This window comes from Carnobacterium gallinarum DSM 4847 (assembly GCF_000744375.1).
Taxonomy (GTDB): Bacteria; Bacillota; Bacilli; order Lactobacillales; family Carnobacteriaceae; genus Carnobacterium; species Carnobacterium gallinarum.
This window is the reverse complement of the sequence record NZ_JQLU01000005.1, coordinates 2,335,727-2,359,860: the sequence shown is the minus strand read 5'-3', so window position 1 is coordinate 2,359,860 and position 24,134 is coordinate 2,335,727. Positions and strand designations below refer to the sequence as shown.

Annotated in this window: 25 protein-coding genes; 3 read left to right on the top strand and 22 right to left on the bottom strand. The window is 32.9% G+C overall.

Going from position 1 to position 24,134, the window contains the following annotated elements; all coding sequences use genetic code 11:
- Window positions 1-172 precede the first annotated feature (172 nt).
- Both BR43_RS15780 and BR43_RS15775 read left to right on the top strand, forming a co-directional pair.
- The gene (locus BR43_RS15780; RefSeq protein WP_034563690.1) at window positions 173-2,221 is read left to right on the top strand and encodes a DUF1430 domain-containing protein; all 2,049 of its coding nucleotides are present in this window, start codon (window positions 173-175) and stop codon (window positions 2,219-2,221) included.
- 5 nt (window positions 2,222-2,226) lie between these two features.
- Window positions 2,227-2,871 carry an ATP-binding cassette domain-containing protein gene (locus tag BR43_RS15775; protein ID WP_034563688.1) on the top strand — a complete coding sequence of 215 codons (645 nt, stop codon included), beginning with the start codon at window positions 2,227-2,229 and terminating at the stop codon, window positions 2,869-2,871.
- A gap of 544 nt (window positions 2,872-3,415) precedes the next feature.
- Here the strand turns inward: BR43_RS15775 and gloA2 are convergent.
- From gloA2 to BR43_RS15685, 18 genes are all read right to left on the bottom strand, one after another.
- Window positions 3,416-3,796, bottom strand: a complete 381-nt coding sequence (gene gloA2, locus BR43_RS15770) for an SMU1112c/YaeR family gloxylase I-like metalloprotein (RefSeq protein WP_034563685.1) — start codon at window positions 3,794-3,796, stop codon at window positions 3,416-3,418.
- A gap of 197 nt (window positions 3,797-3,993) precedes the next feature.
- Complete coding sequence (locus BR43_RS15765) at window positions 3,994-4,743, bottom strand: ABC transporter permease (RefSeq protein ID WP_034563683.1); 750 nt, start codon at window positions 4,741-4,743, stop codon at window positions 3,994-3,996.
- On the bottom strand, window positions 4,740-5,594 hold the full coding sequence (locus tag BR43_RS15760) for an ABC transporter ATP-binding protein (RefSeq protein ID WP_034563681.1): 855 nt from the start codon (window positions 5,592-5,594) through the stop codon (window positions 4,740-4,742). Before BR43_RS15760 ends, BR43_RS15765 begins: the two co-directional genes overlap by 4 nt.
- A gap of 175 nt (window positions 5,595-5,769) precedes the next feature.
- Window positions 5,770-6,756 carry a LytTR family transcriptional regulator DNA-binding domain-containing protein gene (locus tag BR43_RS15755; RefSeq protein WP_034563679.1) on the bottom strand — a complete coding sequence of 329 codons (987 nt, stop codon included), beginning with the start codon at window positions 6,754-6,756 and terminating at the stop codon, window positions 5,770-5,772.
- Window positions 6,757-6,930: 174 nt separating this feature from the next.
- On the bottom strand, window positions 6,931-7,767 hold the full coding sequence (locus tag BR43_RS15750) for a MetQ/NlpA family ABC transporter substrate-binding protein (RefSeq protein ID WP_034563677.1): 837 nt from the start codon (window positions 7,765-7,767) through the stop codon (window positions 6,931-6,933).
- Window positions 7,768-7,810: 43 nt separating this feature from the next.
- Entirely contained in the window at window positions 7,811-8,530 is a 720-nt protein-coding gene (locus BR43_RS15745) for a methionine ABC transporter permease (protein ID WP_425393637.1), read from the bottom strand.
- On the bottom strand, window positions 8,523-9,551 hold the full coding sequence (locus BR43_RS15740; protein WP_034565278.1) for a methionine ABC transporter ATP-binding protein: 1,029 nt from the start codon (window positions 9,549-9,551) through the stop codon (window positions 8,523-8,525). The genes BR43_RS15745 and BR43_RS15740 overlap by 8 nt, the downstream gene beginning before the upstream one ends.
- 403 nt (window positions 9,552-9,954) lie before the next feature.
- Window positions 9,955-10,305: a glycine cleavage system H family protein gene (locus tag BR43_RS15735; RefSeq protein WP_034563675.1), complete on the bottom strand. Its 351-nt coding sequence runs from the start codon at window positions 10,303-10,305 to the stop codon at window positions 9,955-9,957.
- A 15-nt stretch (window positions 10,306-10,320) separates the two neighbouring features.
- Window positions 10,321-10,674: an arsenate reductase family protein gene (locus BR43_RS15730; protein ID WP_034563673.1), complete on the bottom strand. Its 354-nt coding sequence runs from the start codon at window positions 10,672-10,674 to the stop codon at window positions 10,321-10,323.
- Between the two features lie 89 nt (window positions 10,675-10,763).
- Window positions 10,764-11,942, bottom strand: a complete 1,179-nt coding sequence (locus BR43_RS15725; protein WP_034563670.1) for an FtsW/RodA/SpoVE family cell cycle protein — start codon at window positions 11,940-11,942, stop codon at window positions 10,764-10,766.
- A gap of 187 nt (window positions 11,943-12,129) precedes the next feature.
- On the bottom strand, window positions 12,130-13,575 hold the full coding sequence (gene arcD / locus BR43_RS15720) for an arginine-ornithine antiporter (RefSeq protein ID WP_034563668.1): 1,446 nt from the start codon (window positions 13,573-13,575) through the stop codon (window positions 12,130-12,132).
- Window positions 13,576-13,687: 112 nt separating this feature from the next.
- Window positions 13,688-14,623, bottom strand: coding sequence for a YihY/virulence factor BrkB family protein (locus BR43_RS15715; RefSeq protein WP_034563666.1), 936 nt, complete (start codon window positions 14,621-14,623; stop codon window positions 13,688-13,690).
- Window positions 14,624-14,750: 127 nt separating this feature from the next.
- Window positions 14,751-15,707, bottom strand: coding sequence for a metal ABC transporter substrate-binding protein (locus BR43_RS15710; protein WP_034563664.1), 957 nt, complete (start codon window positions 15,705-15,707; stop codon window positions 14,751-14,753).
- A complete protein-coding gene (locus tag BR43_RS15705) occupies window positions 15,704-16,546 on the bottom strand; it encodes a metal ABC transporter permease (protein WP_211252934.1) in 843 nt (280 codons plus the stop codon). Before BR43_RS15705 ends, BR43_RS15710 begins: the two co-directional genes overlap by 4 nt.
- On the bottom strand, window positions 16,546-17,274 hold the full coding sequence (locus BR43_RS15700) for a metal ABC transporter ATP-binding protein (protein ID WP_034563659.1): 729 nt from the start codon (window positions 17,272-17,274) through the stop codon (window positions 16,546-16,548). The genes BR43_RS15705 and BR43_RS15700 overlap by 1 nt, the downstream gene beginning before the upstream one ends.
- 160 nt (window positions 17,275-17,434) lie before the next feature.
- Entirely contained in the window at window positions 17,435-17,662 is a 228-nt protein-coding gene (locus BR43_RS15695; protein WP_034563657.1) for a DUF2969 domain-containing protein, read from the bottom strand.
- A 172-nt stretch (window positions 17,663-17,834) separates the two neighbouring features.
- Window positions 17,835-18,947, bottom strand: coding sequence for an alanine dehydrogenase (ald, locus tag BR43_RS15690; protein ID WP_034563655.1), 1,113 nt, complete (start codon window positions 18,945-18,947; stop codon window positions 17,835-17,837).
- A gap of 117 nt (window positions 18,948-19,064) precedes the next feature.
- Window positions 19,065-19,454, bottom strand: coding sequence for a hypothetical protein (locus BR43_RS15685; protein WP_034563652.1), 390 nt, complete (start codon window positions 19,452-19,454; stop codon window positions 19,065-19,067).
- A 162-nt stretch (window positions 19,455-19,616) separates the two neighbouring features.
- Here BR43_RS15685 and BR43_RS15680 point away from each other — a divergent pair, with 162 nt between their 5' ends.
- The gene (locus BR43_RS15680; protein ID WP_034563649.1) at window positions 19,617-20,528 is read left to right on the top strand and encodes an AEC family transporter; all 912 of its coding nucleotides are present in this window, start codon (window positions 19,617-19,619) and stop codon (window positions 20,526-20,528) included.
- A gap of 36 nt (window positions 20,529-20,564) precedes the next feature.
- Here the strand turns inward: BR43_RS15680 and BR43_RS15675 are convergent, their stop codons facing one another.
- The 4 genes from BR43_RS15675 to BR43_RS15660 all read right to left on the bottom strand — a co-directional run bounded on the left by BR43_RS15675 (window position 20,565) and on the right by BR43_RS15660 (window position 24,111).
- Window positions 20,565-21,482, bottom strand: a complete 918-nt coding sequence (locus BR43_RS15675; protein WP_034563647.1) for an aldo/keto reductase — start codon at window positions 21,480-21,482, stop codon at window positions 20,565-20,567.
- Window positions 21,483-21,572: 90 nt separating this feature from the next.
- Entirely contained in the window at window positions 21,573-21,905 is a 333-nt protein-coding gene (locus BR43_RS15670) for a hypothetical protein (protein ID WP_034563645.1), read from the bottom strand.
- Window positions 21,906-22,145: 240 nt separating this feature from the next.
- Window positions 22,146-22,457, bottom strand: a complete 312-nt coding sequence (locus BR43_RS15665) for a PTS sugar transporter subunit IIB (RefSeq protein WP_034563643.1) — start codon at window positions 22,455-22,457, stop codon at window positions 22,146-22,148.
- 46 nt (window positions 22,458-22,503) lie between these two features.
- Complete coding sequence (locus BR43_RS15660) at window positions 22,504-24,111, bottom strand: solute:sodium symporter family transporter (protein WP_084679957.1); 1,608 nt, start codon at window positions 24,109-24,111, stop codon at window positions 22,504-22,506.
- Between the last annotated feature and the right edge of the window lie 23 nt (window positions 24,112-24,134).

Genomic DNA, 24,134 nt, shown 5'->3' with positions numbered 1-24,134 from the left:
CATTTTATAATATAAACTATAATTATAATTCCTGTAATTTTATAAACAAAACCTCATTTTTTATTTAACTTAATAAGCTTAAACCAACTATACTTAATAAAAAAATTAATTTTTAAACACTTGTAGCTAAAAAAACTCTACAAAATTTCTATACACATAAAGGAGTACGCCCATGAAAACTACTAACTTAAAATTTTTAATGAATAGCCTTATTCTATTTATCTTAATTTGTCTGTTTGCTTTGGCGGTTAAACAGACATCTATTAGTAAAGCCTATCAATTAAATGGCTATTCTGATAATTACAGTGCTCTTAAGATTCCTGAGCGACCAAATACTAAATCTGATTATCAAAAATTAGTTACTATTCTTTCTGAAACAACTAGCAAATATGACCTTTTTTATATGAAAAAAGTCATGAACAATACGCAAGAAATCAAAGATGGATTTAATTTTAAGTTCATCTCTAAAATAATAGTGACTTACTATATTCCCAATAATGGTAAAGAAAGTCGGTATAATCCCCCTTTAACTGAAGCAGAGTTTAAATTTTTATCCATTGCCGATTCAATTAAGGATGAGGAATTTGAAGGTCAATTCTTTATTTCAACTAAAGAAGATACCATTTATACTCATTTCATTAAAGATTTTTCGCTTAAATACAATGAAACATTTAAAACAACCTACAAAGATGATAGCTTTTCTGATTTTAATAATGAAGAAGTTGAAATGATGACATTATCTTCTGATACATATGGAATAAGTAATTATTTACCTATAAGCATCCTCTTTCTTTTCTTTATTTCATTTTTTTGGTTGTATTCTTTATCAGAAACAATTAGTATCCTAAGAAGAAATGGCTTTTCAATAATAAGTATTTTAAATACATTAATAAAAAAACAAACATTTATCATTCATTTTCTATTTTTTATCTTAACGATTTTTCTTTGTCAACTCTATCATGTAACGGAAATGATTAGTTTTATTGCAACTTACTTTTTCCTATTGTTTATTATTTATGGATACCTATATGGTTGTACTCTCTTTTTCACATACTGGGTATCTAATCCAAAACAACTTTATAAGAAATGTTGGAATTTATTACGTTCCATTCTACCTTATACAATTAAAGCTGTATTTTTAATAAGTCTGCTAGCTATAAGTTCGGATATTTCAGACATCATTTTCTTTTCTAGCAATGAACTAAAATCAAGTTTTAATGCTCAAGAAAATTTACAAGATGATTATTATGTTTTTTATCCATTAGCTTTTGGAAAAAACTATTCTGATTTTGTTTATACAGATCAACTCAGTATTGATATGGATGACGCTCTTTATCATGAACTAAATCAGCAAGGAAGCCTTCTAATGAATATTCAACATTATTTAACGAAAGAAAATAAATTTTGGTTAAGACATATTTTTATTAATCCAAATTACTTAAAAGAGTTTCCTTTATTAGATGAATACAGTAAAAAAATTGATATAGCCGAAGCTGAAGAACAACGGATTCTTTTAATACCACAAAAATATAAAGATCAAGAACAGGCTATTAAAGATTACTATTGGCAGCCTGACTTACAAAATAGTAATATTGGAAATCAAATTATTTGGCTAAAAGATCATCAAGCCATCTATACTTTTGATCAAAAGTACAATTGGATAACGGATTACAACATTCTCTTAGTTTTAACTGAAACAAATAGTGATTATTTTAATCGAAATATTATTGATGGTGATATGAATCCACCATTAAAAGTTAAATACAATCAAAAGATTGGAAAAAAGATTAAGAAAATACTAAAAGAGAACCATCTAGATGATAATTTAATGGTTTTTACTCCTTATCAAAAAGCCAATTTAACGTTTCTTAAAATAATGGGCACTTCTTTAAATAAAATGTTTATTTCTACCTTTGTTCTTTTCTTTATCTTTTTTATTATGAGCTTTTTCACATCGATTTACTATTTCAACTTAAATGGTAAAAAACTTGCATTATTAAGATTGAATGGTTACTCATTCTTTGCCACTTATAAGTCCTACTTCTTTATTCTTATCATGCAACTACCAATGGTAATGATACTAAAATATATTCAAAAAATTGATAGTACTACCTTTTTTATAAATCTATTCCTTTATTTACTAATTGAACTAATTGTTTCCGTAGGGCTACTCTTTTTTATTGAAAGAAAATCTAAACTAAAAATGATCAATGGAGGCTAAATTTTATGACAGATATATTGCTTGAAGTAAATAACCTTACTAAAGAACTTAATGGAAAAGAAGTATTTAATCCCGTAACTTTTTCAATTAAGAAAGGCACACTAACTACGATTCATGGTGTTAGTGGCTCTGGAAAAACAACTTTATTAAATATTCTAGGATTAAATGAAACATATAGTACTGGAAGTTATTCTTTATTTGGACAAACTACATCAGGTTTAAGCACACATAAAAAACTTTTATTAAAAAGAAAAAATTTAGCTTTTTTATTTCAAAATTATGGTTTAGTTGAAGAAGAAAGTATTGATTATAATTTAGATATAGGTCTAAAATATAAAAAATTGACAAAAAAGGCGAAACAACAAGAAAAAGAAACGGCTTTGAAGAAAGTTGGTATTCTTTATCGTCCAACTAAAAAGGTTTATGAATTATCTGGTGGGGAGAAACAACGAGTAGCATTGGCAAGGGCCTTAATAAAGCCTAATGAGATTATCTTTGCTGATGAACCAACAGGATCATTAGATACCGAAAATAGAAATAAAATAGTTGAGTTACTTCTAGAACAAACAACTCTCGGGAAAACAGTTATATTAGTTTCTCATGATGATTATCTGATACAAAAAAGCACTCAAGTCATTCAACTTACCTAACATTTTTTTCATTTTAAACTTTGCTAGGGGAGATAATATGAAAAAATAATAGTAACTAGTCTTTTTATAGGACTACTTTTAGTTGGTGTAACTATCGCAGTACCCGCATCAGCAGAAACCATTGACTATAACTCAAATGCTGAAGGCTTTATTTCTTTTGATGCAAATGGAAATATCCTTAGGAAGATGGGTCTATTATTCTTAACTATATGGTTCTTGGCTGTCAAAGAAAAAAGGGCATTCTAATAATTATAGTAGAACTGCTGCTAGACATGGTGCAAAGGCACAAGTTGGCAGTAATGTGCATAGGGTAAATGCATATAAAGGACAATGGGCTAACGCAACAGCTTATGGAAATAGTAACGATACTTTTAGTTGTTGGTATAATCCAACCGGTTGGTATTAAACCTATAGCTTATAATAAAATATAATTGAATTAAATTAGTCAGGATAGTCAACTAGCAAACAATAAAAGCAACAAAGTTAGAATATGTTATGATTCTAACTTTATTGCTTTTTCTATGCTTGATTTAAAAAAAATATGTCATTCATGCAACTCCAGTGGCAATCCATCTGGATCAAAAAAGAAGGTCATTTTTTTATTTGTATAATCATCAATCCGAATAGGCTCACATTCAATGCCTTTTCCAGCTAACTCGGCAATCACTTCTTCAATATTGTCCACAGCAAATGCCAAGTGACGCAAACCGCAAGCTTCTGGATTAGACACCCGTTTGGGGCTATTTGGCATGCCAAAAATCTCTAATTCACTTGTTCCAAGCTTCAAATCCAATTTATAATCGCCACGACTCTCACGATAATTTTCACGAATGACTTCAAATCCTAATAAGTCCACATAAAATTCTCGCGATTTTTGATAGTCTGATACAATAATGGCAACATGATGTAGCGCTTGTAAATTCACTTAATTTCCCTCCTGTTTCATTCACATATTTGCTAAATAAACTGCATTATCAAAAAGGCTAACCTATTATTTAAGAAATGTAAAGCAATTGAGCATTCGATTCTTTCTGTTTTTAAGTAGACTCCTCGTATTCAATGCATTTAACATATCTTGATTTTTATGAATCTTCCTCATAAGCAAACTACTTACTTTATTTATTAATCCCTATCTAAGCCATTTTTTCGATAATAATGAACAAAAATAACTAATGAACTAACCAACCAAACCGCTAAAATTATACTATTGAATATACTGACTGAAGTTGGTTTATCTAAAACTAAATTTATTAAAATCTCATTCATTGACCCTGTATAAAAGAACTTAGAAAAATCTTGCAAAGTTGAATTCATCCCAGCAAACATTGGCAACATCATCAAAACTAACATAATTGGTGTTGAGATAAGCGAAGTTGCTTTTTGATCTTTAGATATTAAACCAATTAATGAACCGATGATAATTGTAATGAAACTTGCAATCGTTGTCACAAGAATATATATAGGTATATTGATTCCTGTCATCCCACTTATTGGAAGAAGTAGAATGTTTATCACTATCATTAGCACTAGCACAGGTAGCAAACTACCAAGAAAAAATTCAAGCGCATTTACAGATGACGTCATTAACACACGCAATGTATTTTTTTCTTTTTCTTCAGCCAAAGGAATACTTGATGCCATAATTCCCGTCATTAACACATTAAACATTACACCAAATTGAAAATAAAAACCAACCATGAATTCTGCTCCTTCTGCTTTTAGATCAGCAATAGATTGAGTTGGCATAATTTGATTAAAAATTAAAACAAAACCAATCGCCATCAAAGGACCAATCATAATAGCAAAATTCTTTAAAATCATTTGTAACTTCATCATAAATAGTGCATTTACTTTTCTCATTGAAATACTCATTGTAATTTCCTCCCAGTAACTTCTAAGAACACCGTTTCTAATGTTGGTTCAGATGAATGAATGGTCATAACCTCATCTGCTAGCATCCACTGATTCAACTGTTGCAACTCTTTAGGCGTATTGCCAATTACTGTTTGTCGTTGATTTTTTAGTAAAACATGATAGTTTTTTTCAGTATTGTATTTTAAGCAAATTTGCTGCGGTGTGCCAAATTCAACAATTTCACCTTGATACAATAGTGCCACATGATCACAGAGTTTTGTAGCCTCTTCCATATTATGAGTAGTTAAAAAAATCGCTGTTCCATTAGCTTTCAATTCTAATAATAGCTCATGAATATCTAGAGCAGTTGATGGATCTAAGCCACTTGTTGGTTCGTCTAAAAAAAGAACTTTAGGTTCGTGCAAAATTGCTCTAGCTATAATCAAACGCTGCTTCATACCTTTAGAAAGCTTTTCTACTATTTTTTTTTGGTCGTTTGCTAGACCAACTTTCTCCAATAAATAATCAATTCGCTCTTTTTTTACATTTAGTAATTTTGCAAAAAATAATAGATTATCATAGACACTCAGCTTTTCATATAAACCACTATTATCTGTTACAATTCCAATTTGGCTATAAATTTTTTCAGTCAATTTAGATGTGTCTTGATTTAAAAGTCGTCCTATTCCACCAGTCTGAACTAGTTGCCCAGTTAAAATTTTGATAGTTGTTGTTTTTCCCGCACCTGATGGTCCTAAAAATCCTAATATTTCACCTGCATGTACAGAGATCGTAATATCTTTTAGTGCCTTTCGCTCGCCAAATATTTTGGAAATATGCGTCATTTCAATTAATGTTGCTTGTCCCATTTTTATTCCTCCTAAGTTTTTGAGTATTTCCCAGGAAATAACGGCTCTTATTCCTGTGCCTTAAGAATACTAGGAATAAACAAAAATGTCGTAAAAATCCTTTAAACTGTACAGAAAAAAGCTGAGATGTACTAAAAAAGGGGCAAATCAATGTTTTTAGACGGTCAATCGTACACTATATTTCCAATAATTGCTTCATTTCTTCTAAGCGTGTTCTTGATAAAGGTAGTTTTGTTTTAAATTCATCATTTAAAATCAGTGTATAACTATTTCGGGAATAACTTATTAGTTCACGAACCCTTTGTAAATTAATTAAATAGCTCCGATGACAACGGAAAAAACCAAATTTTCCCAACCGTCGCTCTAGTTCTGTCATAGTTAAATTAGATGGAAAGCTTTCATGATTCACATAAACTTGGCTCACACTATCAATACTTTCAATATAATCAATCTCATTAGGATTAAATAAAATAATCTTATCCTCCACCTTGCAAGAAATTTTAAATACACTTGGTTGGACTTGTTCAATTACAGTATCCTCATTAAGCTCTTTTTCTTCTGATAAATCAATTTTTTCTAAGCCTATTGCATTTTTCACATACACTGTTGAACTAAGTAGGATAAGCTCTTCCAGATAAGAAGCTGTAAATAAAATGCTACAATTTGCAGTCTGATAGACATCTAGACATTTTAGATAAAGTTCTATCCCTTCGTTATCTAAATCTGTTAACGGACTTTCAATTAAAATTAATTCAGGTTTAAATAAAAACATTCGCAACAAAATCACTCGCTTTTTTTGAGCTATCGTTAATTTAGACAACGGCAAATGCCAACCATCAATTAATGAAAATTGAACTTTTAAGCTGGCTAAATCGGCATTCGTACCAGCAAGCTGAGTAAAAAAATGAATATATTGAGCCAACGTCATTTTTTCATACAAACCATCGGCTTTACGATCAGATAAAATTCTGCTTAATTCTGTTTCAATTTGTCCACTAGTTGGCAATGTTTTACCTTCAATTAGATTAAAGAGTACGTCACTTTCATCAGCTGAACATTTTATCCCAACTTTTTCACCTTGAGTCACTTCTAAATTAATATTTTTCAATAAAACTTTACTCGTATCTTGTTTCATTACATTCAGTATACGCAATTTTTTCATTTAGAAGCTCCTTTCTGATTCTGTACTATTTTCTATACTACCATACTTTCCTTCCAAATAACTCATAATAAATTACTAACGATTTCATTCCTTTTTTGTATGTTTCAATTAAGATAATTTAATAAAAAAGAAAAAGCTAGCTAGTATTTCTACTAACTAACTTTTATTTATGCCTTAATCAACAGGGATAACGGCACCTTTCCATTTATCTAAAATCCATTCTTTAACATCTTTAGATTTCAAGACTTCAACTAACTTTTTAATATTCTCATTATTTTTATCTTCACTACGAACTGCAATAATATTTGTATACGGTGAACTTGTTTTTTCTAAGGCAATCGCATCTTTCAATGGATCTAATCCGTTATCTACAGCAAAATTAGAATTAATTGCAATAATGTCAGCCTCATCATTATTTAAGAAAGTTGTCATTAGAGCTGGTTCTGCCTCATAAGTGAATTTTAAATTCTTTTTATTTTCAACAATATCATCAAACGTAGCCGTTGTAATGTCAACGCCATCTTTCACTTTTACTAAACCTGCATCTTGTAAAATACTAATGACACGTCCCCAGTCAGTTGTTGAATTACTAACTAATACAGTTCCACCATCTTTAACATCCGCTAATTTTTTAACTCGTTTAGAATATAAACCTAAAGGCTCAATATGAATTGCACCTGCATTGGCAAAATCATATTTATTGTCTTTTACTTGTAAATTAAAGTAAGGAATATGTTGGAAATAGTTCGCATCGATCTCACCATCTGCTAAGGCTTTATTAGGTAGAACGTAATCTTGATACGTAGTAATTTGTAAATCAATGCCTTCTTTTTCCAGAATTGGTTTAACATACTCTAAAATTTCTGCGTGAGGAACATTGCTTGCCCCAACTTTTAATACGTTATCTTTTTTACTATCTTTATCTGCTGAGCTTGAACCCGAACCACAGGCTGCTAATGTTACTAGTAAACCCAAAGCGACTACTAAACCAATAATTTTTGATTTTTTCATGTTATTTTCCTCCAAATTTTTATTTAGTACTATTCTTCATTAACTAACGCTTATCAATTCGTTTCACAGCAAAATCACCAATGAATTGAATCGTAAAGACAATCACTAAAATCACAAAAGTAGCTACTAAAACGACCCCCATCTGATTTCGTTGAAACCCTTCTAAGTAAGCTAAATTTCCTAAACCACCTGCTCCAATAATTCCAGCCATCGCTGTATAACCTATAAGGGAAATCGCCGTAACGGTAATTCCAGAAACAATCGCTGGTAAACTTTCTGGTAGTAAAACTTTCCAAATGATTTGGAATTTGCTAGCCCCCATTGCTTCGGCTGCTTCAATGACGCCTTTATCAATTTCTCTAAAACCAATTTCAACCATTCGGGCATAAAATGGTGCTGCGGAGATAATTAATGCTGGTAAAGCCGCCGTTGGTCCAACCATACTTCCAACAAGAGCCTTTGTTACAGGAATTAGTAAGACAATTAAAATAATAAAGGGAATCGAACGAAACACATTCACAAAAATCGAAACAAACCAAAATACTCCCTTAGCAACTGCAGTATTTTTCCCATTTGTTTCATATAAAAACAATCCTAACAATAATCCTAAAATAAAGACAAAAACCAATGATCCTGCCGTCATTCCAAGTGTCTGAATTGTTGCAGTTTTCATTTTTTCCCAATTAATTGTTGAAAAATCCAAATAAGCAGAAAGATCAATTTGCATTACATTCAAACCAAAAGGTAGTATCGTATTAAACATTTGTAATCACCTCTACTTCTACACGCATATCCGTTAAATGGCGGATAGCCATCTGGATTTTCTCTGGTTCTCCCATTAATTGAATATATAAAGAGCCGATTGCTCCCTCTTGTGTTTGCTTAATATTTCCTTCAATAATTGTTAAATCAACCTGATCCTCTTTCACAATCTTAGAGATAATTGGTAACTTCGCTTGCTCACCATGGAAAGTTAAACGAATTACTTTACCCTCTGGATACTCTTTTAATAACTCTTCTACGACAATCTCTGTATCATCGTCATCATTAGAATCTTGACGAATAAAGCGTTTTGTCACTTCTTGTTCTGGGCGTTTAAAGACATCCATTACACGACCTGCTTCAACAATCTTCCCATTCTCCATTACTGCAACTTTATCACAAATTTTGCGAATTACATGCATTTCGTGAGTAATTAAGACAATCGTCAAATTCAATCGTTTATTAATATCTAATAATAAATCTAACACTTCATCTGTTGTTTGTGGATCTAATGCACTTGTTGCTTCATCACACAACAATAATGTTGGGCTATTTGCTAAAGCACGAGCAATTCCGACTCTTTGTTTTTGTCCACCAGATAATTCAGCAGGATAAGCCTCTTCTCTTCCCTCTAAACCAACTAATTGAATTAATTCTAAAGCTTTTTTTAAACGCTCTTCCTTGGGAACTCCAGCAATTTCTAACGGAAATAAGATATTTTCCAAGACTGTCCGTGACCACAATAAATTAAAGTGCTGAAACACCATGCCAATCTTTTGACGTTCTTTACGTAATTCTTTTCCTTTTAATTGAGAAATAATTTTACCATTAACCGATACTGTCCCAGATGTTGGACTTTCAAGACCATTAAACATACGAATCAACGTACTTTTACCTGCTCCAGAATAACCAACAATTCCATAAATTTCACCATTTTCAATGGTTAAATCTACGCCAGCAACTGCTTCAACTGCGCCATTTTTAGTTTGAAATCTTTTTTTAATATTCTTTAACTCAATCATTTTTATCGTTCCTTCCTTCATTTATCAGGGATACCTCAACAAACAAAAAAACTTCCCTCCTCAAACCAAGTACACAACTTGATTCAAGGACGAAAGTTTTCAACATTCGTGTTACCACCTTGTTTTGCCAGCTTATCACTAAGCCAACCTCTACCAGTACTTAAGCCAAAAACAACTTGCTATACTGTGGCACTATAACGGGCGCTCCCGTAATAAGCTTATAGAATACTCTATTCACCTATTCTGCTCAAAGACCATCTTCATCTTCAGCTTCACATACATTACCTCTTTTCAGCAAACAAGGCTCTCTATTAAATGCTTGTAAAAACTTACTCTTCTTATCGTTGCATTCTTTAATAGTTTCTAGTTTAGCAGAACTTACTAACTTCTGTCAACTGCTTAATTAGAATTCTTCAGTTGTAGCTAAGTTAGTAAATTCAGTTTCTGAAACATCTGTTAAAACAACAATCCAGTTTTCTTTAGAGTCAGTACTATTTAAAAATTCAGGATTTTCACTTAAAGCTGTATGCCAAGTAAGAACTGTTCCTTTAAAAGGTGCTGTTAATTCAGTCACTGCTTTAGATGCTTCAACACCAATTAAGGTATCGTCCTTAGCTACCACAGTTGTTTCAGGTGTAATGTCGACAAACATAACTTCACCTAAATCATCTTGCCCTTTAGCAGAAAGGCCAATTTTATAACCTTCAGAAATTTTTTCCACCCATAATCCATTTTCACTATAGCGAACGGTCATGTTTATCTCTCCACTCTATATCCAGTTTCCTTCAAAATCCACTTCTTTAAAACCTAATGTTAATTTTTGACCATCTGTCATTAACGGACGCTTAATTAACATTCCATCTGTTGCTAATAATTCACTAGCTTCTTTTATGTCCATTCCGTCAATTTGATCTTTCAGGCCTAATTCACGATATTTCTCACCACTTGTATTAAAGAAACGTCGAATTGGTAAGCCAGATGCTTCCATCCAAGTCGCCAATTGTTCTGGGGTTGGTGGTGTTTCTAGTAAGTTAATTGTTTGATAATCAACCTTGTTTTCATCTAGCCATGCCCGAGCTTTTTTACATGTTGAGCATCTTGGATGTTCGTAAAACTGAATCATGCTTTCGTACCTCCTGATTTATGAACTTAATTTGAATTTATATCCCAACAAATAGTATAACATGCATTGTGTCTTTCGTTAAATTAAACTTAAAATTCTTTTTCCTCATCTGAGAACATGTAACTCTTATAATGGAATCGCATTGAGAGAATCAATCCAATCGCCATCATATTTCCTAACAAAGCCGTTCCACCTTGAGAAATAAAAGGTAACGGAATCCCAGTTAATGGTAGTAATCCAATACTCATTCCAATATTTTCTAATACGTGGAATAGAATCATCATAATAACCCCAGTTGAAATATAGGTATAGAATTCATTTTTCGTATCAAAACAGACACGAATCATTTGGTAAATCAAAAGAAAATACAGGAAAATCAATAAACAACTTCCAATAAAACCAAAGTTTTCTGCAACCGTTGAGAAAATCATATCTGACTCTCGAACAGGAACATAAACTTCAAAAATTCCAAAGCCTTTACCAAATACTTTTCCTGAACCAATTGCTTTCATACTCTGTACTAACTGATAGGCATCACCTGAAATATCATGATAAGGATTTAACCACGAGTCTATTCGGGCAAATTGATAATTTTTAAACCCTAATTTTAAAAGAAATGGTCGATCATTCATCACTAACCATAATGCCCCACCAAAAACACTAAAACCGAAGGTAAAGAGTGGCATCAATATTTTCCAAGTAATCCCTGACATTAGAACCATTCCACCAATAATAGCAATAAACACTAAAGTAGTTCCTAAGTCATTTTGAACTAACACAAGACCTAATGGAATAGCCGCAGTTAATAGCATTTTGCCTAATAATAAAAAGTCTGTTGAAACTTGATGACGACTAAATCGACTATTGTGTTTTGTCACAACTCGAGCCATCATTAAAATAAAGGCAACTTTCATTACCTCAGAAGGCTGGAAGGTTAATGAACCAATTTTAAACCAACTTTTAGCTCCAGTTGCGGCAGCCGTATCTTTATCATAAAAAATTAAAACTAGAATCAGTAAGGCAATTCCACCAAAATAAGCGATTGGGGCTAATTTCCATAATTGTTCTGAGTCAAACTGCATAATTATAGCTATTGCTACTGCGCCAATAACATACCATGCGATATGCATTAAAGTTGCACGAATACCTCCGCCAGCATCAATCACAGTTGTTGAATAAATAGTCGCAATACTAATAATACACAATAACATGACGGATAAGATGATCCCATAATCTATTTTAGACTCACTATTATTTTTTTCTGCCATGTTTTCTAAAATCTCCTTATATTTAATCTCTATTTAATCATACCTTATTTTATAGTCTTTATCTATTATATAAGAGTTCCCGTTGAAAAAAAAGCTCGACTTTTGTTTCTTAGCAAAAACTTATAAGAAAATTCGCTTTCCTTACTAAAAAAAGGATTGCCTATATCCTAATTAGACAATTCCTTTTTTATAACGTAATTCCACCTGTTGCTAAAAAGTAAATCGCTACAAAGCTACCCATAAAAATTAAAGCAACAACAAGCTTTTCCAGTGGAGCAAAATAGTGTGTCTCTCCTTGTTCCTTTTGTACTTTTATATAAACAAAAATTCCCGGTACAAACAGTATGGTCAATAAGAGCATAAACTTCAACCCTGCACTTACAAAGGCCCAAATTTGGAAAGCCGTTGCTACCAGCCCGATAGCCAACTGAACAGTTCGTTGTCGACTTTTTGGCTGACGATAGGAAAATTTAATCTGATACATTGTCACAAATATATACGTGATAATCACAACACTTGAGACTAATGAAGCGACAAATTGATACGCTTGATCTGTAATTAAAAACGTAAACATAAATAACTGAATACAAGCACTCGTAATCATTAATGCCTCAGCAGGTGCGCCGTAGCGATTTACTTTGCCAAATATTTTAGGAAATACACCTTGTTTAGCTGCAATCAATCCTGTTTCAGCTGGTAAAATCGTCCATGATAACCAAACACCTAATATCGAAATCGATAGACCACCGCAGATAAAAGCTGCTCCCCAATATCCCACAATATCTTTTAAAATATAAGCCATCGCAGGTTCTGGTAGATTAGCCAACTTTTCTTGTGGTAGAATGCCAAATGAAAGTACCGTTACTAACACATATACAATTAATACACATAAAACTCCAATAATCGTGGCTCGACCAACGTCCTTTTTCACCTTCGCACGAGAAGACAAAATACTGGCGCCTTCAATGCCTACAAATACAAAAATGGAGATTAGCATCGTAGATTTCACTTGATCCATAACACTTTTAAAATCAAATTGGTGATTGATGGTTCCCCAAAAATTCATTGTAAAAACATCTAATTTAAATGCAATAATAGCAATTACAATAAAAACAAAAATCGGCATCAGCTTACAAACTGTCACAATAAAATTAATAAAAGTAGCATTTTCAACACCACGCGTAACTAAATAATTTAAAAGCCACAATAAAATACTGGCACCAATAATCGAAGGTATATTCTGACCGCTTTTAAACAGTGGAAAGAAAAATCCTAGACTACTCATCAGCATCGTTGCAAAAGCAACATTTCCTAACCAAATAGATAACCAGTATCCCCACGCACTGATAAAACCGGCAAATTTACCAAAACCATCTTCTGCATATTGAAAAATGCCCGCATCTAATTCTGGTCGTTGATCGGATAGATTTTGAAAACAAAGAGCTAATGTTACGATCCCTAAGCCCACAATCACCCAACTAATTAAAACCGCCCCTGGAGCTGCTCCCCTTGCCATATCTTTACTTAAATTAAAAATCCCTGCACCAATTGTCGACCCAATGACAATAGTTATCAAAGGTAAAAAACCAACTTTGGAATGTCCATCTAACATCGGCTTATTTTCTTTTTCCAAATGACTAATCTCCTATTTTCACTCTTTTCTATTTATTTTAGCATAGCCCTAATGTAATACTAGACTTAACCAATTTTTTTAATAGAATTGATGAATAATACTCACTAAACATTCATAAATTTTGTCTTAAGTTTCGTCTTAAGTTTCGTCGTTGCCGATTGCCTTTTTTAGGTAGCCCAACCATTTCTTTAGGAGCCTTAATTTCTTTGCGATAATGGTAGACTAAAACATTTAAAAAACCACCCAATAACAAAATTGTCGCGATTAGATATAACCATAACATCAGCACAATAAAAATACTCAAGGTACCCGTTCCAATTGATTTTCCACCTTGAAAACGAACATATAATGAGAAGGCTTGAGATGATACTAGCCAACCAACTGTTGCAAATATAGCGCCAGGTAGTGTGTACTTAAATCCCCATTTCACATTTGGAACAAGCCAATAAAGCATAATAAAGACGACTAGTAGCACAACAATCGTTCCTATCCATTTAATACTTGTGAATTCTGGTAAAAGTGTCATACTAAAATTCAATTTCTCTTGCAGAAACTGCATCACTTGTTCACCAAAAACAAAGACTAAAATAACTGCCCCTAAAACAGCAATCATGACTAATGCAATAAAGAACGAAAAAATACGAGCAATAATAAAATTCTTACGCATATTTGCTCCATAAACAACATTTAATACTTGCTGCAATGCATTAAACCCACTAGATGAAGACCAAATTGCTGTAATCACACCGAATGAAATAGCCGTTCCGCTTGATGAATGTAGAATCGAATCTAAAATCGGTGTCAGTAATTTATAAATATCCGCTGGAACTGAAGATTCCAAATAAGGATAAATCTGATTCACATTGATCGGCAAAAATGGAATTAAATTTCCCGCTACTAACAAAACAGGAAATAAAGACAGCAATACATAATAGGCTAACTGTGCCGCTTGTGAGGAAATATTGGCTTTTGTCCAATTCTCTTCCGTAATCTTTAAAACTTTCGTTAATTTGGCTTTTCTTTGTTCCTTTTCGGATAACTCAAGCATTTCAATCCTCCCTTTCAGATACATTCCTGTCTTAAGAATAGCATATTTTGTTTTTAAATTAAAAGAATCTGTTAGTTTAACCGCAAAAAAGCCGAGTCTCACTAACAACTCGACTTATTCTTATTCGTTAATTTTTTGGTGGATTCGCTAAACCTTCGTGAATCTTCTCTAAATTCCACTTCATCATTCCAAGATAAGTGTCCCCTTCTTGACCTTTTTTAGCTGTAGAATCAGTGAAAATTTCAGCTGCAATCGGTAGTCCAGTTTCTTTAGCAACACTTTCCATACTTCGTGAATCCACGCTACTTTCTACAAATAAGCTCTTTACTTGATCGGTTTGAATAATTTTCAAGATATCTCTCATTTGATTAGGGGTTCCTTGATTCTCCGTATTAATCTCCCAAATATAGGCTGCCTTTAATCCATAAGCTTTAGAAAAATACTTAAAGGCTCCTTCACTTGTTACTAACACCTTGCGATCTGCTGGTAAATCTGCAAATTTTTGTTTTGCTGCTGTATCTAGTTCCGTCAATTTTTTAACATACTCTTCAGTATTTTTTGTGTAACTTGCTTTATTTATTGGATCCTTTTCAATCAAGACATCCCTTGCACGTTCAGCGTATTTTATACCATTGCTAATATCTAACCATGCATGAGGATCGGTCTCCGTTTCCTTACCGGCTGTTGTCAAATAGTGGGGTTCTACCTTTTGACTTAATTCAAATGTAGTCGTTTCACGATTTTTTTCTTTACCAACTGTCGCTAACATCCGATCAAACCAGCCATTTCCTGTTTCTAGATTCAATCCGTTATAAAAAATTAAATCTGCATCATGGGACTTTTGAATATCTTTTGGTAGGGGATCATATTCATGAGGATCGGTTCCAACTGGCACAATACTATATAAATCAATGCTCTCCCCACCAACATTTTTTACAATGTCATATAAAATAGAATAGGTTGCTACTACTTTCAATTTTTCAGTTTTCGACTGTTGAGCTTCTTTTTTCATACCACATGCCCCAAGAGTCACCACTAACCCTACTGCTAAAAAGATTAATAAAGAAATTTTTTTGATTTTCATTTTGTTGCCACTCCTTTTCTTTTAAATTTAATCAAGCCTTGCTTTGGTGAAAAAAGAAATACAAAGATAAATAAAATTGTTGCTGTCAAAACAATCGATGCTCCTGAAGCTAAGTTATATCGATAACTAAAATACAACCCTACAATTGAACTTAATGTGCCAAACCCAGCTGCTAACCAAATCATAATGGCTAGACGATTCGTTAACAGATAAGCTGTTGCTGCTGGTGTAATCAACATTGCTACTACTAAGATAATTCCAACCGTTTGTAGCGCCGCAACCGTTACCAGAGTTAATAGTCCCATCATAAAATAGTGCATGAGTTGGGTATTTAAACCATAGGATTGTGCCATTACAGGATCAAATGAACTTGCTAACAATTCCTTATAAAATAACCACACTAAGAAAATAACAATGATAGCAATAACTAATGTAGTCCACATATCTGCATCCCGCACAGCTAACACATTTCCAAAAAGAATATGATAGAGGTCCGTTGAGCTTTTCGCAAAAGTAATTAAAATAATCCCTAATGCAAAAAATGAACTAAAGACAATCCCAATTGCTGTATCATTTTTAATACGGCTTTTTTGAGTAACGAAGCCCATCCCCATTGCAGCAGCTAATCCAAATGCTACTGCCCCAAAAAAGAAATTAAACCCAAACATATAAGAAATCGCCACCCCTGGCAAAACCGCATGAGAAATGGCATCTCCCATTAAAGACATTCCTCTTAAAATAATAAAGCTACCAATCACTCCTGAAACAATTCCTACTAAAATAGAAGTAAATAAAGCTTTTTGTAAAAATTCATATTGCATTAATCCTTCAATAAACATTATATCCCGCCTATTCCATAACTTAATAATTCAGAACTAACATACGTATGTTTCAGATTTTCTTCATTAAAAACCTGTTTTACCGTTCCATTAGCAATTACTCGTTGATTTAGCAAAATTACATTATCAAAATAATGCGCTACTTTATCTAAATCATGATGCACAACAACAATCGTTTTCCCGGCAGCTACAAGCTCTTTCAATAAATGAATAATAATCGTCTCACTTTGACTATCAACTCCAACAAATGGTTCATCCAATAGAAATAGTTCCGCCTCTTGGCTTAATGCCCGAGCAATAAAAACCCGTTGCAATTGTCCACCTGAAAGTTGCCCAATTTGGCGATGAGCGAATTGCTCCATACCAACTGCCTCTAAAGCTGCCATTGCTTGGCGTTTACTTGCTTTATTAGGTCGCCTAAATAATCCTAACTTAGGATATGTTCCAATTAAAACCATTTCTTTAACAGTAATTGGAAAATCTAAATCTACTTCATTTCTTTGAGGGACATACGCAATTTGCTTTTTCATTTGCTTGATTGGAAGCCCCTGATAAAAGACTTCTCCATTATCGCTTTTCACTAAACCAATAGCTGCCTTGATTAAAGTTGATTTACCAGCTCCATTGGGACCAACAATACCAGTTAAACTTCCTTCTTCTATATCTAATGAAATTGAATCTAAAACTTTTTTATGATTAAATGCTACCGATAAATTTTTAATTTCCATAACGCTACTCCTTTTTTAGGTAACCCTAACTTATTTATTAAAGTATGCCATATCTTTTTTAACTGGTCAACACTTTTTAGGTTCGCCTTAAATTTTTGTTTTGCATAAAAAAATCATTTCCTTAATTATCAAGGAAATGACTGTTTAACCTATTTAATTTTTAATTGTGTAAATTGTAGTCCATAATTAAATCGTTAATTCCGGCATCAACATTTTTAACAACAAAACTTTTACCATCTTTCATAAAAACAGTTGGGTTTTTTTTGCCTTCTTGTTGGACAGAACCAATTTTTTCGTCATTAATGAATAATTCTAATTCCACAAAATCCTCTGTATTTCGTTCAGTTTCTCTTACTTCTACTTTTACTTCTTTATTACCTCTTGACAAATGAGCGCGCTCCTTTAAGTGATTTAATAACTTGATTGCTTCATTGCTGTTCTTTACTAGTATATTGCTTTTTCACAAAAAACTAAACCCTAAACTTAGCTTTTTTACGAATATTTCAAAAAAAACAAAGAAATCTCTAATTTTAACAAGATTTCTTTGTTTATCGACTCAATTAAATTAATTCTAAAACATCTGTATAATCAAATCCATGAGCCTTTGCAACTGCTTTGAACGTTACTTCATGACTAATTAAATTAATCCCTGTCAAAATAGTTGGATTTTCATTAGCTGCCACTTGAATTCCTTTATTAGCAATTTGTAAGGCATATGGTAATGTCACATTCGTTAAAGCCATTGTAGACGTTCTCGCAACTGCTCCTGGCATATTAGCAACTGCATAATGAACAACTCCATGTTTTACATATGTTGGTTGATCATGAGTCGTTACTCGGTCTGTCGTTTCAAAAATCCCACCTTGATCAATCGCAATATCTACTAGAACCGCACCTTGTTTCATCGTTTTCACCATTTCCTCTGTAACAAGCTTAGGCGCTTTATCACCTGGAATTAGAACCGCGCCAATTACCACATCTGCATGTCGAACGGTATGAGCAATATTGTATTGATTAGAGATTAACGTATTAATCTGACTTCCAAATAAATCATCTAACTCTGCCAAACGTTTTGGATTAATATCTAAAATCGTCACGGCAGCTCCCATGCCAATCGCTACTTTAGCAGCATGTGTCCCTGAAATTCCACCGCCAATAATTGTCACACGACCTCTTTGAACACCTGGCACGCCAGATAATAAAATTCCACGACCACCTTTTTGGCTTTCTAAAAATTGTGCGCCAATCTGAACCGACATCCGGCCAGCTACTTCGCTCATTGGGGTTAACAATGGTAAACTGCCATCGATTCCCTTCATCGTTTCATAGCCAATAGCTGTTACACCAGCATCTTTTAAGGCTTTAGTTAACACAAAATCTGGTGCTAAATGCAGATAAGTAAAGAGAATTAATCCTTCATAGAAATAACGATATTCTTCAGTTAATGGTTCTTTTACTTTAATAATCATTTCAGCCTGCCAAACAGTAGCTGCATCTATCTGAATTTCTGCTCCAGCTTTTTGATAGGCCTCATCTGTAAATCCTGCATTAATTCCTGCTCCAGCTTCAACCATTACTCGATGCCCAGCACTAACTAATTCAGTAACCCCAGCTGGCACAATCCCAACTCGATTTTCATTGTTCTTAATTTCTTTTGGTATCCCAATGAACATTCTTACTCCCCCAGTATCTAGAATTTTTTGGTTTATTTACTTACTAGTATAAACTTTTTCCAGATAAATTGAAACCGTTTGTATAAAATCACACAATAAAAAAACAGTCGCATCGTATCAATCTAAAAAAACCAGTAACGTATTATCCCCTTGATAATTTGCTTGTAAGGAAAACTTACCTATATTTTTTTGATTCACAAAAACACCTTCAAAAACAGCCTTTTCTTTTGTTTTTTGATCTTCAATGATAAAGGTCTTTTGAAAATTATTGACCTTATACTTGCCAGAAATTTGTGTTCCATCACTCCAAACTAAACTAGCCTGTTGATTTTTTTGAATCACTAATTCTCCCCATTCAGTTCCACTAGTTGATACTTGCCATTTTCCAGTGTTTTTAGAAAATGCTTCAATAATATTATTTTGCTGATTCCGTACCACATAGGTTAAGCAAATAACGCCAATAAATCCTATAAAACAAAAAAGGAACATTTTTTTATTTTTAGACATCTCTATCCTTACTCCTTTTCTTTTAATTTTAATTGAATTTTCTAGGTTTTAGTCTTCAGGTTCGGTATACTTAAATAGCATAAATCGAATCTTATTCGATCAAAGTAGGAACTACTAGTAGACGCCACAAACACATTATTTAACAAAGGAGTTTTCAAATTTATGTCAATTATTTTATTGCAAGCACTTGGCTTTTTATTAATTATTTTTATGGCATATGTCTTAAAAAGCGCTGGACTTTTCAAAACAAGTGATGGTCATTTACTGTCTAAATTAATTGTTAATCTCACTTTGCCAGCAGCTATTATTGTTGGTTTCAACGGTATTCAAGTTAATTCAACCTTTTTCCTACTCATCTTACTTGGTCTTTGCTCCAATATTTTACTAGTAACTATTGGTGGATTTCTTGCTCGTAAACAAGCACCTACTGAACGTGGCTTGTTGATGTTTAGTATTGCTGGTTACAATATTGGCAATTTTACCATGCCCTTTGTTCAAGGATTTTTTGGTGCTGCTGTTCCAATCTTAGGAATGTTTGATATGGGAAATGCCTTAATGCTTTCTGGGGGAACGATGGCCGTAACTGAAGGAATGACCGGTAAAAAAGAAGAAAAATTTTCCTTAATAAAAATCATCAAACGACTTTTTGCTTCGCCACCATTTAGCATCTATATTCTGATGTTTCTATTAGCTGTTTTCCGCCTCACTTTACCTGAATCAGTTCTTTCGATTGTCCATTTATTTTCTAGTGGCAATGCCTTTCTCTCAATGTTTATGATTGGGTTATATTTGGAAATTAAGATTGATAAAAAAGATTTAAGTGTTGTACTTAAAATTTTAGCAACTCGTTATTTCTTTGCTAGTATTATGGCTTGCTTCTTTTATTTTGCATTGCCCTTTCCTGAATTAGTCCGAAAAGTATTGGTTTTAATTGCCTTTGCTCCAATTGCTAGTTTATCTACAATTAATTCGATTGTGTTTGGTGCAAAAGAATCAATTGCAGGGTTTTTATCATCTGCCAGTATTCTCTTGTCCTTACTTATTATGACTGGAATCTTAATCTTGTTTATGTAAAAAAACTAGGCACTCACGTGTCTAGTTTTTTGTACTTTACGGAAGAACATTTCCAGCAGCTAGATAGATGCTATACCATTCTTCACGACTTAAGGTAATCGTTGATGCTTTCACAATATCGTTAATTCTAGTTGGATTCATTGATCCAATAATTGTTTGAATTTTAGCAGGGTGACGCAATATCCAAGCCGTGGCAATGGCTGAATTCGTTACGCCTTTTTTCGCTGCTAACTCATCGATACATGCATTCACTTCTGGGAACTTGTCGTTGCCTAAGAAAACCCCTTCAAACATTCCATATTGATAAGGAGACCAGGCTTGAATCGTCATATCATGTAAACGTGAATAATCCAAGATGCTGTTATCATGATCGATACTTGCTGGATTTTTCATATTTACATTAATTCCAGCATCAATCATACCAGTATGCATAACACCGAATTGTAATTGGTTCACAATTAATTTTTGATCAACAAATTTTTGCAATAATTCAATTTGCATTGGGTTTTGATTACTAACACCAAATTGTTTCACTTTACCGGCTTGATGCAGTTCATTGAAAGCTTCTGCAACTTCCTCTGGCTCCACCAATGTATCTGGACGATGTAGCAATAAGGCATCAAGATAGTCTACATCTAAGCGTTTCAAACTACCTTCAACCGATTGAATAATATGTTCCTTAGAAAAATCAAAGCTTCCTTTACGAATGCCACATTTTGATTGAAGTAAAATCTCATCACGTGTAATCGATGTTTCTTTTAAAGCCTTGGCAAAAACCTCTTCTGATTTTCCACCACCATAAATATCGGCATGATCGTAAAAATTAATGCCATTGTCGAATGATGTTTGAATCACTTTGCTAGCATCTTCCACCGAAAGATCTGCCATACGCATACATCCTAAAGCAATCTCTGAGGCTAATAAACCACTTTGACCTAAATTAATTTTATTCACACTAGTTCCTCCTATTTTCCACATTTGTCCTTACTGTGTTTATTTTACACTTTAATGAAAGCTGTTGCAAACTAGATAATTCATTTTAGTCTATTCCCAGATATATTCCGCTTTTAGTTGATTCGTAATTGACTCCAAGGATAGTTGATTTGTACGTTGTAATATGGCTGTATACAAACTTAATACGAAAAAAAGAACAACAACGCTAGATACGCTAACTATAAAAATATAATTGATTAATTTCACTTTTTTTATAAGAGGAATCATTCTCTCTTCCCACTTAAGAATATTTTTTTCTTTTTGTGGCTTTCTGCGTTTTAAATTCCGTAACTCCATCCGAAACAAAATCTGTAAGAAAAATGAAACAACTAGAAGACAACTAAAAATAAAAAATAATAATCCTAATGTACTGTACCAAATCATTTTATTCACTCCATTTTCAGCTTAAAAACATATTATAACATGTCATATATCTAAAAATGAATAAAATCGTTTTATTCTCTTCTAAATTTAGTTCTCTTTAATTTTTTATTTTCTTAAAAATAAATTACGTCTTTAATAACATAACAAAAACCTTGGGACAAAACTAAAAAATAGCTTTATTTCAAGGTTTCTATCTACATAAATACTTTCGTCTCAGTTTCTCTCTATACCAGTGCTTTTTTATTGGATACGTTGAATAATTTTATCTGCATCCATATAGCGAAATTCATCTGGTTGAATAAAAATAAACTGTGAATTTGGTTCTTCCTCTAGAATAAGTTGGTTAATTTCTGATTCATAACGAGTGACTTGTGGTGTTAATAAAATTACATCATAGTTTCTTCCATAACTTAATTTTTCCTGTATTCGTCCAACAGGTGCATAATCAATATCATAAGCTAACTTCTGCTTTCTCACCGATGTTAACATCTTAGATACTAGTAAGGACGCACTAATTCCAGTTTCACAAATAATTAAAATCGTTTTATTCATCATTTCTCCTCATTTCACTCTAAATTCCTACTTACTTATTGCTTCGTTAAAACAATCCTCCACCGGCTAATCCAATTGGAGAAAAAGCAACATAGGTCAAAATTACAACAATTACTAAAACAATCGAAGCGACTTTGGTATGCCGCCAAGGTCTAATATCCACCTTGGTTTTGAAAGAATCCAAGTGAAATTCTCCGTCTGGTTTCCATTTAGAGATTGCCAACATAATCAGCACGTCTAAGAAAAACAGAAGACTTAAAACATAGAGGAAATGAATATCTTTCAAGAAAATTTTTGATAATATATAGAGAATAATATGAGTACTAATTGTTACTTTTGCTGAAAATGCCGTAGCTTTTTTTGAATAAAATGCAAAAAGAATAATGACTAATAAAGGCATATTATACAAACCGTTAAATTCCTGAACGAATTGATACAAGCCTGCTGGAGCAAATGAAATGAATGGTGCTACGGTTACAGAAATAATTCCAACAATAATCGTCGTAATTTTCCCAGCTCGAGCTACTTGCCGATCATCTGCTTTTTTATTTATTAGTGGTTTATAAAAGTCTAAAGAAAATAGTGTAGCAGTTGCATTTAAAGCTCCTGCAAAAGAAGATAAAATAGCTCCAAAGATAACTGCCGCAAAAACTCCAAATAAAACTTGTGGCAACGCAACCGTCACGAGCTGAGGATAAGCATTATCAGGATTATTCATTAAAGTTTCACCAAACAAATTCCGTGCGACAATTCCTGGGAAAACTAAGAATAAGGCACCAAAAACTTTAAACAAACCAACTAAAAAGGCACCTTTTTGAGCTTCTGCCAAACTTTTACCTGACAATGCTTTTTGAACAATCATTTGATTTGTACACCAGAAATATAGATTATTAAATAGCATCCCTGTAAATAATGTTGGCCAAGGAACAACTGCTGAATCAATTGATCCTACTGAATTTAGTAGCCATGGAGTTTGATCAATAATCGAATCAATTCCACCAATAAAGCTACCATCGCCTAATTTCATTACGCCTAAAATTGGAATCAATAAACCACAAGCTAAGAGTCCAACACCATAAACCGTATCACTATTTGCGCTTAATGAAAGTCCACCAATTAATAGATATAAAATCCCCACAACACCAATCACCATTGCAACTAATATAATCGCAACAATAGGGCGAACATTTAAAAGCTCATCTATCCTAAAAATCTTATTAAAGACTAGTGAACCTGAATAAAGTACTACTGGTAAAAAAGAAACCATATACGTAATAATAAATAAAATAGAAATAATTCTTTTAGTTAATGTATCATAACGGATTTCAATAAAATCAGAAACCGTATCAATACCGTATTTAAAATATTTTGGTAAAAAGATTACAGCTAAAGCAACAATTGCGATAGCGGAAGTGACTTCCCACGCCATTACTTCCATCCCCGCAAAATAACTTTGACCATTTTGACCGACAATTTGTTCAGTGGATAGGTTTGTCATAATAATGGTCCCCGCAATTGGGATTGCCGTCAAACTGCGCCCCCCCATAAAGAACCCCTCAGCTCCAGAGGTATCTACACCTCGAGAGCGTTTATACGCAAACAGCCATACACAGCTTACAATAACAAGAAAACTAATTAGAGAAAAAAGATTCACTTCTTCCAGCTCCTGACTTTAAC

Excerpts from the sequence above, each read along its gene's own strand:
- BR43_RS15725 (WP_034563670.1), bottom strand. The coding sequence starts at position 11,942 with ATGGCAGAAAAAAATAATAGTGAGTCTAAAATAGATTATGGGATCATC.
- BR43_RS15755 (WP_034563679.1), bottom strand. The coding sequence starts at position 6,756 with ATGAAAAAATTGCGTATACTGAATGTAATGAAACAAGATACGAGTAAA.
- BR43_RS15670 (WP_034563645.1), bottom strand. The coding sequence starts at position 21,905 with ATGATTTGGTACAGTACATTAGGATTATTATTTTTTATTTTTAGTTGT.
- BR43_RS15715 (WP_034563666.1), bottom strand. The coding sequence starts at position 14,623 with ATGCTTGAGTTATCCGAAAAGGAACAAAGAAAAGCCAAATTAACGAAA.
- BR43_RS15780 (WP_034563690.1), top strand. The coding sequence starts at position 173 with ATGAAAACTACTAACTTAAAATTTTTAATGAATAGCCTTATTCTATTT.
- BR43_RS15685 (WP_034563652.1), bottom strand. The coding sequence starts at position 19,454 with ATGTCTAAAAATAAAAAAATGTTCCTTTTTTGTTTTATAGGATTTATT.
- BR43_RS15740 (WP_034565278.1), bottom strand. The coding sequence starts at position 9,551 with ATGATTGAGTTAAAGAATATTAAAAAAAGATTTCAAACTAAAAATGGC.
- BR43_RS15730 (WP_034563673.1), bottom strand. The coding sequence starts at position 10,674 with ATGATTCAGTTTTACGAACATCCAAGATGCTCAACATGTAAAAAAGCT.
- BR43_RS15775 (WP_034563688.1), top strand. The coding sequence starts at position 2,227 with ATGACAGATATATTGCTTGAAGTAAATAACCTTACTAAAGAACTTAAT.
- BR43_RS15765 (WP_034563683.1), bottom strand. The coding sequence starts at position 4,743 with ATGAGTATTTCAATGAGAAAAGTAAATGCACTATTTATGATGAAGTTA.
- BR43_RS15710 (WP_034563664.1), bottom strand. The coding sequence starts at position 15,707 with ATGAAAATCAAAAAAATTTCTTTATTAATCTTTTTAGCAGTAGGGTTA.
- BR43_RS15700 (WP_034563659.1), bottom strand. The coding sequence starts at position 17,274 with ATGGAAATTAAAAATTTATCGGTAGCATTTAATCATAAAAAAGTTTTA.
- BR43_RS15680 (WP_034563649.1), top strand. The coding sequence starts at position 19,617 with ATGTCAATTATTTTATTGCAAGCACTTGGCTTTTTATTAATTATTTTT.
- BR43_RS15735 (WP_034563675.1), bottom strand. The coding sequence starts at position 10,305 with ATGACCGTTCGCTATAGTGAAAATGGATTATGGGTGGAAAAAATTTCT.
- BR43_RS15665 (WP_034563643.1), bottom strand. The coding sequence starts at position 22,457 with ATGAATAAAACGATTTTAATTATTTGTGAAACTGGAATTAGTGCGTCC.
- ald (WP_034563655.1), bottom strand. The coding sequence starts at position 18,947 with ATGTTCATTGGGATACCAAAAGAAATTAAGAACAATGAAAATCGAGTT.
- BR43_RS15760 (WP_034563681.1), bottom strand. The coding sequence starts at position 5,594 with ATGGGACAAGCAACATTAATTGAAATGACGCATATTTCCAAAATATTT.
- BR43_RS15705 (WP_211252934.1), bottom strand. The coding sequence starts at position 16,546 with ATGTTTATTGAAGGATTAATGCAATATGAATTTTTACAAAAAGCTTTA.
- BR43_RS15750 (WP_034563677.1), bottom strand. The coding sequence starts at position 7,767 with ATGAAAAAATCAAAAATTATTGGTTTAGTAGTCGCTTTGGGTTTACTA.
- BR43_RS15745 (WP_425393637.1), bottom strand. The coding sequence starts at position 8,530 with ATGTTTAATACGATACTACCTTTTGGTTTGAATGTAATGCAAATTGAT.